Origin of the sequence: Pseudacidovorax sp. 1753 (assembly GCF_040544975.1) — a bacterium.
Taxonomy (GTDB): domain Bacteria; phylum Pseudomonadota; class Gammaproteobacteria; order Burkholderiales; family Burkholderiaceae_C; genus Xenophilus.
In genome coordinates this window covers 234,531-251,389 of sequence record NZ_JBEPKY010000011.1, presented here as the reverse complement: position 1 = coordinate 251,389, position 16,859 = coordinate 234,531, and the positions used below count along the sequence as shown (strand labels likewise).

Sequence of the window (16,859 nt, the reverse complement as noted above, 5' to 3'; positions counted from 1 at the left end):
GCCGCGCGCAAGCGCGGCTGCGATCATCCGCACGCAGTGCGCATATTGGCTCGCGCCTGGACTCGTGTGCTCTGGCGTATCTGGACCGATGGCTGTGCCTACGACCCCGCCGTCCATTCCAGCGCTTGTCGCATCGAAATTTCTCAAGAGGGTTGACACCGGATGTCTCATGGCTGTTCCTTCGGCGTCGAAGCGGCCGGGCGGGCGCTCATCGCTGCGTGTCCTCGGGGGCGGTGAAGGCCTCGGGGGCCCAGGGCCGCGAGCTTTCTTTGGCGCCATAGAGGGCCACGGTGGCCAGCACCGCGCCCAGCACCTCCATCAGCAGGATGGCCGGCAACGCGACCTGCGTGATCAGGTGGCCCAGCAGCGGCGAGGCGGTGACGAAGCCCGATGCGATCAGCAGCGCGATGGACGACAGCGGCGCCATCGCGCAGCCGATCCACAGCGCCTGGCGCCAGCTGGTGCCGCTGCCCGGATTGGCCAGCGCCACGCCGGCGATCTTGGCCACGGCGCGCGCACCGATCAGCGCCAGCACCACGGTGGCCACGGTGAGGTTCCATTCCGCCTGCGCCGCGACGATGGAGACCAGCACGAACATCAGCATGGTCACCAGCGAGGCCGCGGTGCCCAACTGGCGCGGCCAGACCCAGGGCCGCGGATTCAGCCCCTTGAGCAGCACGCCGCCGATCAGCGCCGCCAGCGGCGCCGCGCCGCCCCAGGCGCTGGCCACGGCCGCGCCGGCACCGATGATCGCCAGCAGCAGGATCGAGGTGTTCTCGCTCGTCGGGCTCATCACCCGCAGCGCCGAGCGCAGGGCCAGCGCCATCACCGCGCCCACCACGAAGGACAGGCCCAGCACCGTCAGGATGGGATGGAAGTTCTCCATGAAGCCCTGCGGCGAGTTCTCGAGCCGGCCCGCGAAGACATAGGCCAGTGTCAGCGCATACAGCGTGTTGAGCGTGGACAGCGCCAGTGCCCGCTCGGTCACCGGGCCGGAGGCGCGGATGTCGATCACCACGCGGGACAGCACGGCCGGCGAGGCCGCCACCGCGATCAGCGCCAGTGGGGCGATCACCGAGGGCGGCACGTCGAAGGCGCGCAGCGTCCACCAGACGGCGGCGAAGGTCAGGCCCGACTCGGCCAGGCTCTGCGCCAGCACCATCGGGTTGCGGCGGAACCAGCCCAGCGGCAGGCGCCCGCCGGCCTCGAAGAGCACGATGGCCACGCCCAGCTCCATCAGGTAGAGCGCCGTGCCCTGCAGCGGCCACACCGCACCCTCGAAGCCGGCCAGGCCAACGACGGTGCCCACCAGCGAATAGCCCACCACCTTGGGCAGGCCCATGTAGCGCTGCACCAGGTGGCCGGCTGCGGCCGCCGCCGCGATCAGCAGCGCCCACCACACGGTCGGCAGGCCGACTGTCGGTCTCATCCAGCCGGACAGGAAGCCCAGCAGGTCGGAGGAAAGAAGATTCATCAGGCTGGCAATGGTCTGGGAAGGTCCGGACAGCGCCGGCACCGCTCGGCGGCGCCTTCGTCATTCGGCCTTCCGACAGGGCCCGCGGCGCCAGCGCGCGGTCGGGTCCCGGGGTCATCGGCGCCGCAGCGCCGGGCGATCCTCAGTGCAGGATGCGCGGGCCGGGGTCGGAACCCGTTCCGGCGTCGAGCACGAAGGCGGCGATGGGCACGTCGAAGCGTTCGGCGTCCTCGCTCACCACGAAATAGCTGCCGCGCATCGTACCGCTGGCCGCCTTGAGCTGGCAGCCGCTGGTGTAGCGGAAGGACTGGCCCGGCGACAGCAGCGGCTGGCGCCCCACCACGCCCAGGCCGCGCACCTCCTGCACATGGCCGGAGATGTCCTCGATCACCCAGTGGCGGGCGATCAGCTGGATCGGGAACAGCGCCACGTTGGTCACGGTGATCGTGTAGGCGAAGGCGTAGAGCCCGGTTTCCGGCGAGGACTGCTCGGGCAGGTAGCGAGGCTCGACCTCGACGCGCATCGGGTGCTGGGGCATGGCGCGGAATGTTAACAACGCGGGTCTTCCGGCCGGGTCCGCGGGTCAAGGGCGGGCCTGCGGCGAGAATCCGCGTCCATGACGACGAGCCGCCCCACGACCCACCGCATCGCCCCGTCCATCCTCTCGGCCGACTTCGCCCGGCTGGGCGCCGAAGTGAGCGACGTGATCGCCGCCGGCGCCGACTGGATCCATTTCGACGTGATGGACAACCACTATGTGCCCAACCTCACCTTCGGCCCGATGGTGTGCGAGGCGCTCAAGCCGCACGCCAAAACGCCCGACGGCCGGCCGGTGCCCATCGACGTGCACCTGATGATCCAGCCGGTCGACGCCCTGGCCGCCGCCTTCGCCAAGGCCGGTGCCGACTACATCAGCTTCCACCCCGACGCCTCGCCGCATGTGCACCGCAGCATCCAGGCCATCCGCGCGGCCGGCTGCAAGCCGGGGCTGGTGTTCAACCCGGCGGCCTCGCTGGAGGTGCTGGACTGGACGCTGGACGAGATCGACCTGGTGCTGATCATGAGCGTCAATCCCGGCTTCGGCGGCCAGAGCTTCATCGACTCGGCGCTGCGCAAGATCGAGCTGGTGCGAAAGCGCATCGACGCCAGCGGCCGCGACATCCGGCTGGAGGTGGACGGTGGCATCAAGGCCGACAACATCGCCCGCGTGGCCGCCGCCGGCGCCGACACCTTCGTGGCCGGCAGCGCGATCTTCAACGCGCCCGACTACCGCACGGTGATCGACACCATGCGCGCCAACCTGGCCCGCTGAACGCCTTTCCATCTCCGGAGTCCGCCGTGACGCTCGAAGCCATCCTGGCCTACCTGCACCTGCTCGCCATCCTGACGATGGTGGTGTTCATCTCCAGCGAGGCCGCGCTGTGCCGCATCGAATGGCTCAACGCCAAGGCGGTGGAGCGGCTGGCCAAGGTCGACCTGATCTACGGCATTGCCGCCATCGCCGTGCTGGCCACCGGCTTGGTGCGCACCTTCCTGGGCGTCAAGGGCAGCGCCTGGTACTGGACCAACCCGCTGCTGCACGTGAAGGTGACGCTGTTCGTGATCGTGGGGCTGATCTCGATCTTCCCGACGCTGACCTTCCGCCGCTGGGTGCGCGCGCAGCGCCAGGGCGGCGCACTGCCGGGCGCCGAGGAGGTGCTCCGCACGCGCCGGCTGGTGATGGTGCAGGCGCACCTCATCGCGCTGATCCCGCTGTTCGCCGTCTTCCTGGCGCGCGGCTTCGGCAAGTAGGCGACGGCGCGAGCCGCCGACCGCCGGCATCCGCGCGACGACGGCGCCCGGCAAAAAGCCCGGCGTCGGCCGGGCTTCGTGGTCGTGGACGCGGGCGCCCGCCTCAGGCGGCCTTGGCGCTCAGGCATTCCTTCATGAAGGCCTTGCGCTCGTCGCCCTTGAGGGTCTTGGCCTTGGGGTCGGCGTTGCAGCTCTTCATCTTGTCCTGCTGCGTGGCGGCCTTGGCCGGCTTGGCCGACAGGCACTGCTTCATGAAGGCCTTGCGCTCGTCGCCCTTCTTGTCGCCGGCGTCGGCGTTGCAGGTCTTCATCTTGCTCTGCTGCGCGGTCGGCGCCTTCTCGGCGGCCGCTGCCGCCGGGGTGGGCGTCTGGGCGAAGGCGTTGAACGACAGGGCGGCGCCCAGGGCGATCAGGGAAGCGAGCTTTTTCATGGGTGGTTGTCCTTCCGGCTCAAGCGGCGCCCCTCGGGCACCGGCCCGGCGGCGCCAGGCTTTCATGCAACGCGGTTCGCAAAGGTTGCGATGACGACGAACGATGAAACGAAAGTTTGCAATCGCACCAGCGCGAGGCGAGGCGAGGCGAGGCGGAGCGCGGCGCGGCGAGCGGCCTGACGTGCCGCCGGGTCAGCCCGCGCCGATCGATCCGCCTGCGCCGGCCAGTGCCGTTCCGCGGCCGATGGCGTGCGCCCATTCCAGGGCCTCGGCCTGGGCCTGGTTGAACAGGGCCGGCGAGAGGTCGGGGTGGGCCTGCAGGGCCTGGGCCAGCCCTTGCAGGTTGCCGCTTTCGCTGGCCTGCGCCAGGGCCAGCAACTCGCCCAGCAGCCCGGCGCCGTCGCGCAGGGCCCGGTCGATGGCCGGGGCCAGCCGCAGCGGGCCGAGGATGTCTTCCATGGCCAGCCCCACCACGGCGGGCATGAGCGACATCATCCCCACCATGAAGGCACCATCTGCCAGGCCCGCATCGCGCGGACGCAGCAACTGGGCCGCCGATTCCATGAGCCGGCCGCGGGTGGCGGCCATCAGCAGCAGGGGGCTGGCCGTGCCACCCCGGGCATCGGCGGCAAACAGCAGCAGTTGCACCCAGCGCTGCAGGTGGCGGCGGCCCAGCACCTGGATCACGTCGCGCAGCGAGGTGACCGCGCGCGTGGCCCCGGCGCCTGCGGCGTTGGCCATGCGCAGCAGGTTCATGGTCAGGCCGGGCTCGGGCTTGAGCGTTTCCTCCAGCGCACCGCTGTCGGCATCGGCGCCCAGCTGACCCATCAGCCGGATCAGCGTGTGCTGCGAATGACCCAGGCGGCGGCCGGCGATGATCGTCGGCCGCGCGAAGTGGTAGCCCTGGAAGAGCGAGAAGCCCAGCGCCAGGCAGGCGTCGAACTGCTCGCGCCGCTCCACCTTCTCGGCCAGCAGCAGGACCGCCGGCGCCGCCGCGCGGAGGCGCCGCACCAGCGGGGCCACGGCATCCGCGGCGAGGGGCAGCAGGTCGACCTTGACCACGCGCGCCAGCGGCAGCAGGGCGGCCGTGCGGGCATCGAAGTCCACCACGTCGTCCAGCGCCAGCGTGAAGCCCGCCTCGCGCAGGTGCAGGCAGCGCTGCAGCACGGCTGGCGTGGCGGGGACCGACTCCAGGATCTCCAGCACCACCGCCTGGCGGGGCAGCAGCTCCAGCACGTCGCTGAAGAGCAATTGGGTGTCGACGTTGATATAGGCGGGATGACCGTCCAGGGCATGGGCCATGCCCAGTTCGGCGAAGGCGTTGACGATCACCGTGGCTGTGGCCTGGGCGCCGTCGAGCACCTGGGCACCCGCGGCATGGCCACTGCGGAACAGCAGTTCATAGGCGTGCAGTTGCTGGTCCCGTCCCAGGATGGGCTGGCGGCCGATGTAGAGGGCCTCCGCGGCGTCGTGGCGCATCTTTTAGTGAATTTTTCTTAAAGGATCGTAAGCGTTTGCGCCCGGGGCGGCCTGGCACGCCCGCCTAAAATCCTTCGATGCTTACCGTCAAACAGGACCTTCTGGCGGCGCTGGCCCAGGTGCTCGAGCAATTCGAGCCGGGCGCCGGCAGCCGGGCGGCCTTCGAATCCCCCAAGGTCGCCGCCCATGGCGACCTGGCCTGCACCGCGGCCATGCAATTGGCCAAACCGCTCAAGAAGAACCCTCGCCAGCTCGGCGAAGAGCTGCGCAATGCGCTGCTCGACACGCCTGCGTACGCGCGCTGGGTCGATGCCATCGAGATCGCCGGCCCCGGCTTCCTCAACATCCGCCTCAAGCCGGCCGCCAAGCAGCAGGTGGTGCACGAGGTGCTCGACGCCGGTGCCGCCTTCGGCAGCCAGCCGGTGCGCCCGGACGAGAAGGTGCTGGTCGAATTCGTCTCGGCCAACCCGACCGGACCGCTGCACGTGGGCCACGGCCGGCAGGCCGCGCTGGGCGACGCCATCTGCAACCTGCTGACGACGCAGGGCCAGGCCGTCCACCGCGAGTTCTATTACAACGACGCGGGCGTTCAGATCGAGACGCTGACCAAGAGCACGCAGCTGCGCGCCAAGGGCTTCAAGCCGGGCGACGACTGCTGGCCCACCGACCCTGACAACCCCGCCAGCAAGGCCTTCTACAACGGCGACTACATCCAGGACATCGCCGACGACTTCCTGGCGAAGAAGACCGTCCGCGCCGACGACCGCGAATTCACCGCCAACGGCGACGTCAACGACACCGAGAACATCCGCCAGTTCGCCGTCGCCTACCTGCGCAACGAGCAGGACAAGGACCTGCAGGCCTTCAAGCTGCGCTTCGACCAGTACTACCTGGAGTCCAGCCTGTACACCAGCGGCCGGGTCGAGGCGACGGTGAACAAGCTGATCGAGGCCGGCAAGACCTACGAGCAGGACGGCGCCCTGTGGCTGCGCTCCACCGACTACGGCGACGACAAGGACCGGGTCATGCGCAAGAAGGATGGCACATACACCTATTTCGTGCCCGACGTCGCCTATCACATCGCCAAGTGGGAGCGCGGCTTCCACAAGGTGGTCAACATCCAGGGCACCGACCACCACGGCACCATCGCCCGGGTGCGCGCCGGCCTGCAGGCGGCGGGTGTCGGCATTCCCGAGGGCTACCCCGACTACGTGCTGCACACCATGGTGCGCGTGGTGCGCGGCGGCCAGGAGGTCAAGATCAGCAAGCGCGCCGGCAGCTACGTCACGCTGCGCGACCTGATCGAATGGACCAGCACCGACGCCGTGCGCTTCTTCCTGCTCAGCCGCAAGCCCGACACCGAATACACCTTCGACGTCGACCTGGCCGTGGCTCAGAACAACGACAACCCGGTCTTCTACGTGCAGTACGCCCATGCGCGCATCTGCTCGGTGCTGGACAGGGAAGGCGTGGACGCCGCGGCGCTCAAGGGCACCGAACTGGCGCCGCTGGCCACCGAGGCCGCCCAGCCGCTGATGCTGCTGCTGGCCAAATACCCTGAGATGCTGGCCGCCGCCGCGCGCGACTTCGCGCCGCACGACGTCACCTTCTACCTGCGCGAACTGGCCGCGGCGTACCACAGCTATTACGACGCCGAGCGCATCCTGGTGGACGACGTGCCCACCAAGCGCGCCCGCCTGGCGCTGGTCGCCGCCTGCGCGCAGGTGCTTGCCAACGGCCTGTCGGTGCTGGGCGTCAGCGCGCCGCGCAAGATGTGAGAGCCCGCACAATCCCACCCCGGCGCGCCGGTGGCGCTGCAGCAGCAAGGCAATCCATGAGATCCAGACAACAGGGCAATTTCGCCATCGGCCTCATCGTCGGGCTCGTGCTCGGCCTGGGCGTGGCGCTCGGCGTGGCGGTGTACGTCACCAAGGTGCCGATCCCGTTCATGACCAAGACCCAGCCCCGCGCTGCCGAGCAGGACGAGGCCGAGGCCCGCAAGAACCGCGACTGGGACCCCAATTCGCCGCTGTATGGCAAGCAGCCGTCCAAGCCGCCGGCCACGCCGGGTGCGCCGGCCGGCGGCAATCCGCCCGTGACCACCGCCCCGCCGGTGCCGGCCATCGCCGCCCAGCCTGGCACCCCGCCCCAGGCCGCCACGCCGCCGACGGCCGTCACGCCGGCCATGCCGCGCGCGCCGCAGGCAGCGAATCCGCCGCCCTCGGCCGATCCGCTGGGCGACCTGGCCCGCGCGCGCGCCGGCCTGCCCGCCAGCGGCGGCGATGCGGCGTCCGACCCCTTCGTGTACTTCGTGCAGGCGGGTGCCTTCCGCACCAGCGACGACGCCGAGGCCCAGCGCGCCAAGCTCTCGCTGATGGGCGTGGAGGTGCGCGTCACCGAGCGTGAGCAGGCCGGCCGTCCCGTCTTCCGGGTGCGCGCGGGTCCGTACAGCAAGAAGGACGACGCTGACCGGCTGAAGGAACGACTGGACGGCGCCGGCTTCGACGCCGCCCTGGTGCGCGTCCAGCGCTGAGTGCCTTGCCCTGTTGCCGTCGGGCGCGGCAGATCGCCGGAACTCGCTGCCGCCCGACGTGCTCTGTGTCTGCATCCCTGTTGGAGAAATCGCTTGAAACGTCGTGACTTTTCGCTGGCCGCCGCGGCCGTGACGCTGGCCCCCCTGGCGGCCCATGCCCAGACCCCCGCCTCCGCCTTCAAGGCCGGCAAGGACTACGTGACGCTGGGCAAGCCGGCCCCGGTCGATGCGCCGGCCGGCAAGGTCGAGGTGGCCGAGTTCTTCTCGTACAACTGCCCACACTGCGCTGCCTTCGAGCCCAAGCTCGAACCCTGGATCAAGAAGCTGCAGCCCTACGTGGCCTTCCGCCGCATCCCGGTGCCCTTCGTGGGCAACGACGTCGAGACCAAGCAGAAGCTCTACTACACGCTCGAGGCCATGGGCAAGGTCGACGAGTTCCAGATGAAGATCTTCCAGGCCATCCACGTCGACCGCCAACGCATCTTCGGCGACGCCGCCGTGATCGAGTGGGCCGGCAAGCAGCCTGGCCTGGACGCCAAGAAGTTCGAGGAAACCTTCAAGTCCTTCGGCGTCGCCGGCAAGGCCAAGCGTGCCAGCCAGATGACCGAGGCCTACCAGGTGGCCGGCGTGCCCGCCTTCGGGGTGGCCGGCCGCTACTATGTGGACGGCGACTTGGCCGGTTCGCTCGACCGCGCCCTGCAGATCGTGGAGGCCCTGGCGGCCGAATCGCGCAAGGGCTGAGCCGACGCCCCGCCCCAGCGCCCCGGCCCGCTTCGGCGGGCCTTTTCATTGCGGGTGTGCCGCGCGCCCTGCCGACGGTGCGCGCTACCGGAATGCAAGCGCGGGACATTCACCGCGGCCGCCGGTTTGAGACAAAGCCGGGCCTACAATCAAGAGCAAGTTCCGTGCCTTTATGACCCATCCCTCGCACTCCACGATCTCCCTTCCCTGGCGCCGCCTCGGCCGTGCCATGGTCCTCGTGGCCGCGCTGGGCCTGGCCGCCGCGGCCCAGGCCGAGAAGGCCGACCGCAACCAGCCGATGAACATCGAGGCCGACTCGCTGCGCTATGACGACCTGAAGCAGACCAGCATCTTCACGGGTCGGGTGGTGGTCACCAAGGGCACGCTGCTCATCCGCGGCACCCGCGTCGAGGTCCGGCAGGACCCGGAGGGCTACCAGTACGGCGTGGTCACCGCCGACCCGGGCCAGCGCGGCTACTTCAAGCAGCGCCGCGATGGCGGCAACGACGAGTGGATCGAGGGCGAGGGCGAGGTCATCGAGTACGACGGCCGCGCCGACACCGTCAAGTTCATCCGTCGCGCCGTCATGCGCCGGCTGACCGGCACCACCGTCACCGACGAGACCTCCGGCCCGCTGATCACCTACAACCAGACCAACGACACCTTCACCGTCAATGGCGCCCCGCCGCCGCCGGGCGGCACCCAGCAGCCGGGCGGCCGCGTGCGGGCCATCCTGTCGCCGCGCAGCACCGAGCCCACGCAGGTGCCGGCCCCCGGCCCGCGCACCGGCGCGCCGCTGCGCCAGAGCGGCTCGCTGTCGGGCCAGAACGGGGGCAGCCGGTGAGCGTCGCGGTGCCGGCGGGCGGCAGCCGGCTGCAGGCGCGTGGCCTGCAGAAGAGCTACGGCAGCCGCAAGGTGGTCAAGAACGTCTCGCTCGACGTGCAGAAGGGCGAGGTCGTCGGCCTGCTGGGCCCCAACGGCGCCGGCAAGACCACGTCCTTCTACATGATCGTCGGCCTGGTGCGGGCCGATGCTGGCCAGATCAGCATCGACGGCGAGGCCGTGGAGCACATGCCCATCCACCGCCGGGCGCGCATGGGCCTGTCGTACCTGCCGCAGGAGGCGTCGATCTTCCGCAAGCTGACGGTGCAGGAGAACGTGCGCGCCGTGCTCGAGCTGCAGGAGGAGCCCGACGCCCGCGGTCGCATGGCGCCCCTCTCGCGCGATCGCATCGAGCAGCGCCTGTCCGAGCTGCTGGCCGACCTGCGCGTCGACCACCTGCGCGACTCGCCGGCGCTGGCGCTGTCGGGCGGCGAGCGGCGTCGCGTGGAGATCGCCCGCGCGCTGGCCACGCAGCCGCGCTTCATCCTGCTGGACGAGCCCTTCGCCGGCATCGACCCCATCGCCGTGATCGAGATCCAGCGGATCATCAGCTTCCTCAAGGAGCGCGGCATCGGCGTGCTGATTACCGACCACAACGTGCGCGAGACGCTGGGCATCTGCGACCACGCCTTCATCATCAGCGACGGCCAGGTGCTGGCGCAGGGCACGCCCTCCGAGATCGTCGACAACGCCGAGGTGCGCCGCGTGTACCTGGGCGAACACTTCCGGATGTAGCCAGGGTGCCTGTTTCCGCGTTCCGTCCTTCCGGCGCCCCTCCCATCCTGCCCGTGGCCGCGCACACCGTGGGAGGCCGTCCATGAAGCAGGGCCTGTCGCTGCGCGTCTCGCAGCATCTGGCGCTCACGCCGCAGCTGCAGCAGTCGATCCGGCTGCTGCAGCTCTCGACGCTGGAGCTGAGCCAGGAGGTCGAGCAGATGCTCGACGACAACCCCTTCCTGGAGCGTCTGGCCGAGGAGGCGCCGCGCGAGGAGTTCGGCCTGGAGGCGGCCGACGCCCCCGTGCCCCGCGACGAGCGCGAGGACGGCACCGACTACGCCGCCACGGCCAGCGCCAGCAGCACGTCGAGCAGCAGCAGCGACACCGCCGTGGCAGAGGCCGACGCGCCCGCCACCGAGAGCGTCGACGCCGAGCCCGACTGGGACGGCGACGGCACCGTGGAGTTCTCGCCCGACGACAGCGAATGGGGCGGCGACGCCCCGGCGCGCAACAACAGCAGCAGCCAGGACGACGACGAGCGCGCCGACGCCACCGAGCTGGCGCGCAGCCAGGAGTCGCTGCAGGCCCACCTGCACCGCCAGGCGCTGTCGCTGCGCCTCACGCCCGAGGACTCGGCCGCGCTGCGCTTCCTGATCGAATCGCTCAACGACGACGGCTACCTGGAGGATTCGCTCCCGGCCCTGGCCTCGGCCCTGGCCGGCGACGACAACGACGAGTTCGACGAGCTGATCCACCACTTCCAGGTGGCGCTGGGCCTGCTGCAGAGCCTGGACCCGCTGGGCGTGGGCGCGCGCGACCTGGGCGAATGCCTGGCCATCCAGCTGCGCGCCGGCGCCGACGCGGACGACAGCGACGAGGAAGACCAGGTCCGCAAGGTCGCCCTGGCCATCTGCAAGCAGCCCATGGACCTTCTGGCCAAGCGCGACTTCAAGCGCCTGGCCGTGCTCACCCGCAGCAACGAGGACCTGGTGCGCCAGGCGTCGCAACTGATCGCGCGGCTGGAGCCCAAGCCCGGGCGGCGCTTCGTCGATGTGGAGCGGCACGTGATCGTGCCCGACGTCATCGTCACCCGCAGCGGGCGCGGCAGCAACATCAAGTTCCGCGTGCAGCTCAACCCCGACGTGATGCCGCGGCTGCGCGTGCACGACATCTATGCCGGCGCGCTCAAGTCGCACAAGGGCGAGGGCAGCCAGGCCCTGAGCCAGCGGTTGCAGGAGGCGCGCTGGTTCATCAAGAACATCCAGCAGCGCTTCGACACCATCCTGCGCGTGTCCAACGCCATCGTGGAGCGGCAGAAGAACTTCTTCATCCACGGCGAGCTGGCCATGCGCCCGCTGGTGCTGCGCGAGATCGCCGACGAACTGGGCCTGCACGAGTCGACCATCAGCCGGGTGACCACCGCCAAGTACATGTCCACGCCCTTCGGTACGGTGGAGCTGAAGTACTTCTTCGGCTCTGCCCTGGGCACCGAGACCGGCGGCAATGCGTCCAGCACGGCCGTGCGGGCGCTGATCAAGCAGTTCGTCGGCTCGGAGAACGTCAAGAAGCCGCTGTCGGACAGCCAGATCTCGGACATGCTCAAGGAGCAGGGCATCGAATGCGCCCGCCGCACGGTGGCCAAGTACCGTGAGGCGCTGCGCATCGCGCCGGCCAACCTGCGCAAGGCGCTCTAGGAGCCGCCTTGTTCCTGGCCTGCACGCGGGCCGGGGCTTCCGATCGGCGTGCCGGCGAATCGCGGTGGCCGGCCACCTCATTTTTTCGGACGACGAAGCCGTGAACGAACTGATCCTTTTTCTGCCCTGCGCCGCCGGCGTGGAAGACCTCCTGGCCGCCGAGGTGCATGCCATCACTGGCCGCAGCGGCGACGACCTGCGGGTGCTGCGCGGCGGTGTGCGGGTGATGGGCGCCTGGCGCGACGTGCAGGCGCTCAACCTCAAGAGCCGGCTGGCGCAGCGGGTGCTGGTGCAGCTGGCGCACCGGCCCTATCGCAGCGAGGCCGACCTGTACGAAGCCGCCTCGGGCATCGCCTGGGAGATGTGGTTCCAGCCGCGCCAGACCTTCAAGGTCGAGCTCACGGCGCAGGGCAGCCCGCTCCAGAGCCTCAACTTCGCCACGCTCAAGATCAAGGACGCCATCGCCGACCGCTTCCGCGCCCGCGCCGGCGGCGTGCGGCCCAGCGTGGAGACGCGCTTTCCCGATGTGCGCGTCTTCGCCCACCTGACAGCCGAAGAGGTCACGCTCTACATCGACACCAGCGGCGAGCCGCTGTTCAAGCGCGGCTGGCGCGTGGACAAGGGCGACGCTCCGCTCAAGGAGACCCTGGCCGCGGCCATGCTGGCCGCCAGCGGCTGGTGGGATCCGGAAACCGGTGTGGTTTCCGAGCAGCCGCTGTACGACCCCTGCTGTGGCAGCGGCACCATTCCCATCGAGGCCGCGCTCCTGGCCGCCGGCGTGCCGGCCGGTGCCTCGCGGCGCTTCGGCTTCGAGGCGCTGCTGCTGCACCGCGCCGAACTCTGGCGCGCGATGCGCGAGGAGGCGCTGGCTCCCGCCGACGCGCGCGCTGCGGGCTCGGTGCGGGTCTTTGGCAGCGACGTGTCGCACCGCATGGTCGACTTCGCGCAGCGCAATGCCGAGCGCGCCGGCGTGGCCGACCGGCTGCAACTGCGCGGCGGTGACGCGCTGCAGCGCATGCCCCCGGTCGAGGGCGGCGGCGTGATCCTGCTCAACCCGCCGTATGGCGAGCGCATCGCCGTGGGCGGCGTCGCCGGCGCCAACGCGGGGCGGCGCGGGCCGGGCGGGCGCGAGGTGGCGCAGACCGAATCGGGCGCCGACGGCGGCGATGACTTCTTCCCGCAACTGGCCACGCACTGGAAGCGCAATTTCGCGGGCTGGACGGCCTGGGTGCTCACGCCCGACATGAAGCTGCCGCAGCGCATGCGCCTGAAGGAGTCGCGCCGCGTGCCGATGTGGAACGGCCCCATCGAATGCCGGCTGCTGCGCTTCGACATGGTGGCGGGTTCGGCGCGCACGGCGCCAGCGGCATGACGCCGCGTCAGGGACGCGCGCGGTGAGCCGCATGGCGGCGGACATGGGCGGGCCGGTCTCGTCGGCTGCGGGCGGTGCCGAGGTGGATGCCGCTGCGCAACCCGAAGTGACCGCCGTGGTCATCGACACCAACATCGTGCTCGACCTCTTCGTCTTCGACGATGCTGCCGCCAGGCCGCTGCGTGCGGCGCTGGAGGCCGGCCAGCACCGGTGGCTGGCGACGGCCCCGATGCGTGTCGAGCTGGCCCGCGTGCTGGACTATCCGCAGATCGCGCCGCGGCGGGCCTTCTACGGCCTGTCGGTGGACGACGTGCTGGCCTGTTTCGACCGGCATGCGCAGCTGCAGCCGCCTGCGGCCAAGGCGCCCTTCACCTGCGCCGACCCGGACGACCAGGTGTTCATCGACCTGGCCGTGGCGCACCGGGCGCGGCTGCTGAGCAAGGACAAGGCCGTGCGGGCGATGCGCAAGCGGTTGGCGGGGCTGGGCGTGGAACTCTGGCCCTGAGTCGCTGCGCTGGCTGTGTGGGTTGCGTGGGTTTCGTCAGATGTGTGGGTTGTGCGGACGCACCTGCGATCGGGGCGCTAACCCGGCAGAGGGTGCCGGCATGCGCGCTCCCGGTGCACGCTCGCGCTGACCGGCTTGTCGCGCAAGCGGGGTGCTCGCTCTCCACCGACGCGCCTTGCACACTGCACGGCGCCGCGAATGGCACCTCCGCACGCACACCGGCACCCTCCGCCTCGACGCTGCGCGCGAACGGCCGGGTTCGGCCGCCCGGGTCCTAACTCCGTTCGCCCTGAGCTTGTCAAAGGGCAGAAGGGCGCGGGGCGCATGTGCCCGGCGCTGCTTGACTCGCCTGTGTGCTGCCCATAGGGGCGAGGCTTCGACAGGCTCAGCCCGAACGGGTTGGGTTGACCGGCCGGCATTGTCTCCAGGACCCCAGGACCCCAGGACCCCAAGGGCCCACGACCCCACGACCCACGACCCCACAACCCCACGACCCCACAACCCCACAACCCCACAACCCCACAACCCCACAACCCCACAACCCCACGACCCCACAACCCCACGACCCCACGACCCCACGACCCCAAGGGCACCAGGACCTCAGGACCTCAGGAGCCGAAGGACGCAAAGGACTCGAAGGACTCAAAGGACTCAAAGGACCAGGACCCAAAGAATGCCAAGGCCCGGAAAACGGGAGGGCTCGGGCGCAGCGTCGAGGCGGAGGATGACGGTGTGCGTGCGGAGGTGCCATTCGCGGCGCCGTGCAGTGCGCAAGGCGCGTCGGTGGAGAGCGAGCACCCCGCTTGCGCGACAAGCCGGTCGGCGCGAGCGTGCACCGGGAGCGCGCATGCCGTCGTCCTCTGCCGGGTTACCGTCCCAGCCGCTGATGCCGCTGATGCCGCTGATGCCGCTGATGCCGCTGATGCCGCTGATGCCACGGATACGCATGGCGATCCCGACGTCGCCAAGCCCCCGTAACGGCGAAGCTCAGACCAGCACCGGCAGGTCCGGCAACTCGTTCATGCGCCGCGGCGCCTCGGCGCCGTCCTCGGCCGGAAAGTGCGTCACCAGCAGCGCCGAGACCTCTTCCAGCGCCTGCGTCAGCCCGTCCTCGAAGCGGCCCTCGCGGAAGGCGCCCTTCATGCGCTGCGCCATGGCGGCCCATTCGGCGGCGTCCACATGGGCGTCGATGCCGCGGTCGGCCAGGATCTCGATGGCATGGTCGGCCACCAGCAGGTAGATGAGCACGCCGTTGTTCTGCGCCGTGTCCCACACCCGCAGCTTGCCGAACAGCGTGACGGCGCGGTCGCGCGCACTGGCGCCTCGGCGGATGTAGCTCCACGGCAGGCCGGCCTCGACGCAGATGCGCACCTGGCCCGTGTGGCGCGCCTCGCTGGCCGCCACGCGTCGGCCCAGGCGCTCCACGGCCTCGGGCGGCAGCAGGCGCCGAACGTCGTGCTCGTCGTGCCAGCGGTGGCGCCACAGGCGCGCCAGGCGGGCCATGAGGCCGGGGCGCGGGGTCTGGGCGGTATCGGTGTTCGTCGTCATCACCAGTCTCCCGAGGCGCCGCCGCCACCGAAATCGCCCCCACCGCCCGAGCTGAAGCCGCCGCCGGAACTGCCGCTGCTCCAGCCGCCGCCTCCACTTCCACCACCGGACCAGCCGCCCGACCAGCCGCCGCTGGAGCCGCCGTGGCCCCCAAGGCCGGAGCCTGCGCGGTGGCCCGTCACGAAGGCGAGCACCAGTGCGGCGACCGTCGCCAGCGCGGCCACCACCAGGCTGGTGGTGACGATGAACACCGCCACGCCAGCCAGCCCGCCGGTGGCCAGCGGCCCCAGCTTGTTGCCCAGCAGGCTGCGCAGGAGCGGGCCGCCCAGCACCACGCCGAAGAAGACAAAGACCGCCAGGTCCTCCCAGTCGACGTCCAGCAGGCCTTGCCTCTGCACAGTGTGCGACTGGGGCATCGGGAGCGGCAGGGCCTCGTTCTCGATGCGCGCGATCAGCGCATCGGCGGCGGCCTCCAGGCCGCCGGCGAAGTCGCCGGTGCGGAAGGCCGGCTTCATCTGCTGATCGACGATGCGGGCCGCCGCCAGATCGGGCACGGCGCCTTCCAGCGTCTTGGCCACCTCGATGCGCATGCGGCGCTCGTCCTTGGCCACGATCACCAGCACGCCGTCGCCGACCTCGCGGCGGCCGATCTTCCAGGCATTGGCCACGCGGTTGGCATAGGCCGCGATGTCCTCGGGCGCCGTGGCCGGCACCATCAGCACCACGATCTGCGAGCCCTTGCGCTGTTCGAACTCGGCCAGCTTGGCATCCAGCGCCTGCGCCTCAGTGGTCGTGAGCGTGCCGGTCTGGTCGATCACGCGTGCCGTGAGCGCGGGCACCGGCAGCAGGCCCTGCGCCCAAACGGCCGCCATGAAAGCCATGTTCAGGCACAGCGCGGCCAGTACAGCCCAGAAGGCATACCAGACTGCGCCGCGCGCCCGGGGCGCAGCGAAGGCGGGGAACACCGCGGAACCGGCTTTGCCGGGCCGCTGGTGTTGCCCCCTGGAAGGGGGTTGGCGGAGCGACACGAAGTGCGCGAAGACTGGGGGTGGGCCTATTTTTTGTTGAAGTCCACCACAGGCGGCTTGGAGATCTCGGCCTCGTTCTGCACGCTGAAGTTGGGCTTGGGTTCGTAGCTGAACACCTTGGCCGTCAGGTTGGTCGGGAAACTGCGGGCCAGCACGTTGTACTCCTCCACCGTCTGGATGTAGCGGTTGCGGGCCACGGTGATGCGGTTCTCGGTGCCCTCGAGCGTCACGCGCAGGTCGCGGAAGCCCTGGTTGGCCTGCAGCTGCGGATAGCGCTCGGCCACCACCATCAGCCGCGACAGAGCGCTGGAGAGTTCGCCCTGCGCCTGCTGGAACTTGTTGAAGGCCTCGGGGTTGTTCAGCGTCTCGGGCGTGACCTGGATCGAGGTGGCCTTGGCCCGGGCCTCGACCACGCGCGTGAGCGTCTCCTGCTCGAAGTTGGCCTCGCCCTTGACCGAGGCCACGATGTTGGGCACGAGGTCGGCGCGGCGCTGGTACTGGTTGAGCACCTCGCTCCAGGCGGCCTTGCTGGCCTCGTCCAGGCGCTGGAAGTCGTTGTAGCCGCAGCCCGAAAGCAGGGTGGTGGCGGCAAGAAGCAGGGCGCAAAGCCAGCGGGTCATCGAACCTCCTTGAAAAGCATGGACGGCGGTGCGGCTGGGCGGACGG

General features: G+C 70.3%; 18 protein-coding genes. 10 read left to right on the top strand and 8 right to left on the bottom strand.

Features of this window, described 5'->3' with window-relative positions; all coding sequences use genetic code 11:
- Window positions 1-208 precede the first annotated feature (208 nt).
- Both ABIC63_RS15960 and apaG read right to left on the bottom strand, forming a co-directional pair.
- On the bottom strand, window positions 209-1,474 hold the full coding sequence (locus ABIC63_RS15960; protein ID WP_354320464.1) for a cation:proton antiporter: 1,266 nt from the start codon (window positions 1,472-1,474) through the stop codon (window positions 209-211).
- A gap of 142 nt (window positions 1,475-1,616) precedes the next feature.
- Window positions 1,617-2,012, bottom strand: coding sequence for a Co2+/Mg2+ efflux facilitator ApaG/CorD (gene apaG / locus ABIC63_RS15955; protein WP_017762174.1), 396 nt, complete (start codon window positions 2,010-2,012; stop codon window positions 1,617-1,619).
- Between the two features lie 78 nt (window positions 2,013-2,090).
- On the opposite strand from apaG, the gene rpe reads away from it, so the two are divergent.
- Window positions 2,091-2,786, top strand: a complete 696-nt coding sequence (gene rpe / locus ABIC63_RS15950) for a ribulose-phosphate 3-epimerase (RefSeq protein WP_294367887.1) — start codon at window positions 2,091-2,093, stop codon at window positions 2,784-2,786.
- Between the two features lie 26 nt (window positions 2,787-2,812).
- Complete coding sequence (locus ABIC63_RS15945; RefSeq protein ID WP_354320463.1) at window positions 2,813-3,265, top strand: DUF2214 family protein; 453 nt, start codon at window positions 2,813-2,815, stop codon at window positions 3,263-3,265.
- Window positions 3,266-3,368: 103 nt separating this feature from the next.
- Here the strand turns inward: ABIC63_RS15945 and ABIC63_RS15940 are convergent, their stop codons facing one another.
- Together ABIC63_RS15940 and ABIC63_RS15935 are read right to left on the bottom strand one after the other, a co-directional pair.
- On the bottom strand, window positions 3,369-3,695 hold the full coding sequence (locus tag ABIC63_RS15940) for a PsiF family protein (protein ID WP_294367890.1): 327 nt from the start codon (window positions 3,693-3,695) through the stop codon (window positions 3,369-3,371).
- Between the two features lie 192 nt (window positions 3,696-3,887).
- Window positions 3,888-5,174, bottom strand: a complete 1,287-nt coding sequence (locus ABIC63_RS15935; RefSeq protein ID WP_354320462.1) for an EAL and HDOD domain-containing protein — start codon at window positions 5,172-5,174, stop codon at window positions 3,888-3,890.
- Window positions 5,175-5,251: 77 nt separating this feature from the next.
- On the opposite strand from ABIC63_RS15935, the gene argS reads away from it, so the two are divergent.
- From argS to ABIC63_RS15895, 8 genes are all read left to right on the top strand, one after another.
- Window positions 5,252-6,952, top strand: a complete 1,701-nt coding sequence (argS, locus tag ABIC63_RS15930; RefSeq protein WP_354320461.1) for an arginine--tRNA ligase — start codon at window positions 5,252-5,254, stop codon at window positions 6,950-6,952.
- A 56-nt stretch (window positions 6,953-7,008) separates the two neighbouring features.
- Window positions 7,009-7,707 (top strand): SPOR domain-containing protein, encoded by a 699-nt coding sequence (locus ABIC63_RS15925; RefSeq protein WP_294367897.1) that lies wholly within the window; start codon window positions 7,009-7,011, stop codon window positions 7,705-7,707.
- A gap of 93 nt (window positions 7,708-7,800) precedes the next feature.
- Window positions 7,801-8,448, top strand: coding sequence for a thiol:disulfide interchange protein DsbA/DsbL (locus ABIC63_RS15920; RefSeq protein WP_295376215.1), 648 nt, complete (start codon window positions 7,801-7,803; stop codon window positions 8,446-8,448).
- A 172-nt stretch (window positions 8,449-8,620) separates the two neighbouring features.
- Window positions 8,621-9,292: a lipopolysaccharide transport periplasmic protein LptA gene (lptA, locus tag ABIC63_RS15915; protein ID WP_294367902.1), complete on the top strand. Its 672-nt coding sequence runs from the start codon at window positions 8,621-8,623 to the stop codon at window positions 9,290-9,292.
- Window positions 9,289-10,065: an LPS export ABC transporter ATP-binding protein gene (lptB, locus tag ABIC63_RS15910; RefSeq protein WP_234193175.1), complete on the top strand. Its 777-nt coding sequence runs from the start codon at window positions 9,289-9,291 to the stop codon at window positions 10,063-10,065. Before lptA ends, lptB begins: the two co-directional genes overlap by 4 nt.
- A gap of 82 nt (window positions 10,066-10,147) precedes the next feature.
- The gene (locus ABIC63_RS15905; protein ID WP_354320460.1) at window positions 10,148-11,740 is read left to right on the top strand and encodes an RNA polymerase factor sigma-54; all 1,593 of its coding nucleotides are present in this window, start codon (window positions 10,148-10,150) and stop codon (window positions 11,738-11,740) included.
- Between the two features lie 100 nt (window positions 11,741-11,840).
- Entirely contained in the window at window positions 11,841-13,112 is a 1,272-nt protein-coding gene (locus ABIC63_RS15900; protein WP_354320459.1) for a THUMP domain-containing class I SAM-dependent RNA methyltransferase, read from the top strand.
- 31 nt (window positions 13,113-13,143) lie between these two features.
- Window positions 13,144-13,617: a PIN domain-containing protein gene (locus ABIC63_RS15895; protein WP_354320469.1), complete on the top strand. Its 474-nt coding sequence runs from the start codon at window positions 13,144-13,146 to the stop codon at window positions 13,615-13,617.
- 651 nt (window positions 13,618-14,268) lie between these two features.
- On the opposite strand, the gene ABIC63_RS15890 is transcribed toward ABIC63_RS15895, so the two are convergent.
- The 4 genes from ABIC63_RS15890 to ABIC63_RS15875 all read right to left on the bottom strand — a co-directional run bounded on the left by ABIC63_RS15890 (window position 14,269) and on the right by ABIC63_RS15875 (window position 16,813).
- The gene (locus ABIC63_RS15890; protein ID WP_354320458.1) at window positions 14,269-14,565 is read right to left on the bottom strand and encodes a hypothetical protein; all 297 of its coding nucleotides are present in this window, start codon (window positions 14,563-14,565) and stop codon (window positions 14,269-14,271) included.
- 39 nt (window positions 14,566-14,604) lie between these two features.
- Window positions 14,605-15,165 carry a TPM domain-containing protein gene (locus tag ABIC63_RS15885; protein WP_354320457.1) on the bottom strand — a complete coding sequence of 187 codons (561 nt, stop codon included), beginning with the start codon at window positions 15,163-15,165 and terminating at the stop codon, window positions 14,605-14,607.
- Window positions 15,165-16,037, bottom strand: coding sequence for a TPM domain-containing protein (locus ABIC63_RS15880; RefSeq protein ID WP_354320456.1), 873 nt, complete (start codon window positions 16,035-16,037; stop codon window positions 15,165-15,167). Before ABIC63_RS15880 ends, ABIC63_RS15885 begins: the two co-directional genes overlap by 1 nt.
- A gap of 182 nt (window positions 16,038-16,219) precedes the next feature.
- Window positions 16,220-16,813, bottom strand: coding sequence for a LemA family protein (locus tag ABIC63_RS15875; protein WP_294367917.1), 594 nt, complete (start codon window positions 16,811-16,813; stop codon window positions 16,220-16,222).
- Window positions 16,814-16,859: the final 46 nt, after the last annotated feature.

Excerpts from the sequence above, each read along its gene's own strand:
- ABIC63_RS15960 (WP_354320464.1), bottom strand. The coding sequence starts at position 1,474 with ATGAATCTTCTTTCCTCCGACCTGCTGGGCTTCCTGTCCGGCTGGATG.
- apaG (WP_017762174.1), bottom strand. The coding sequence starts at position 2,012 with ATGCCCCAGCACCCGATGCGCGTCGAGGTCGAGCCTCGCTACCTGCCC.
- rpe (WP_294367887.1), top strand. The coding sequence starts at position 2,091 with ATGACGACGAGCCGCCCCACGACCCACCGCATCGCCCCGTCCATCCTC.
- ABIC63_RS15940 (WP_294367890.1), bottom strand. The coding sequence starts at position 3,695 with ATGAAAAAGCTCGCTTCCCTGATCGCCCTGGGCGCCGCCCTGTCGTTC.
- ABIC63_RS15935 (WP_354320462.1), bottom strand. The coding sequence starts at position 5,174 with ATGCGCCACGACGCCGCGGAGGCCCTCTACATCGGCCGCCAGCCCATC.
- argS (WP_354320461.1), top strand. The coding sequence starts at position 5,252 with ATGCTTACCGTCAAACAGGACCTTCTGGCGGCGCTGGCCCAGGTGCTC.
- ABIC63_RS15925 (WP_294367897.1), top strand. The coding sequence starts at position 7,009 with ATGAGATCCAGACAACAGGGCAATTTCGCCATCGGCCTCATCGTCGGG.
- lptA (WP_294367902.1), top strand. The coding sequence starts at position 8,621 with ATGACCCATCCCTCGCACTCCACGATCTCCCTTCCCTGGCGCCGCCTC.
- ABIC63_RS15905 (WP_354320460.1), top strand. The coding sequence starts at position 10,148 with ATGAAGCAGGGCCTGTCGCTGCGCGTCTCGCAGCATCTGGCGCTCACG.
- ABIC63_RS15895 (WP_354320469.1), top strand. The coding sequence starts at position 13,144 with ATGGCGGCGGACATGGGCGGGCCGGTCTCGTCGGCTGCGGGCGGTGCC.
- ABIC63_RS15890 (WP_354320458.1), bottom strand. The coding sequence starts at position 14,565 with ATGCGTATCCGTGGCATCAGCGGCATCAGCGGCATCAGCGGCATCAGC.
- ABIC63_RS15885 (WP_354320457.1), bottom strand. The coding sequence starts at position 15,165 with ATGACGACGAACACCGATACCGCCCAGACCCCGCGCCCCGGCCTCATG.
- ABIC63_RS15880 (WP_354320456.1), bottom strand. The coding sequence starts at position 16,037 with ATGGCGGCCGTTTGGGCGCAGGGCCTGCTGCCGGTGCCCGCGCTCACG.
- ABIC63_RS15875 (WP_294367917.1), bottom strand. The coding sequence starts at position 16,813 with ATGACCCGCTGGCTTTGCGCCCTGCTTCTTGCCGCCACCACCCTGCTT.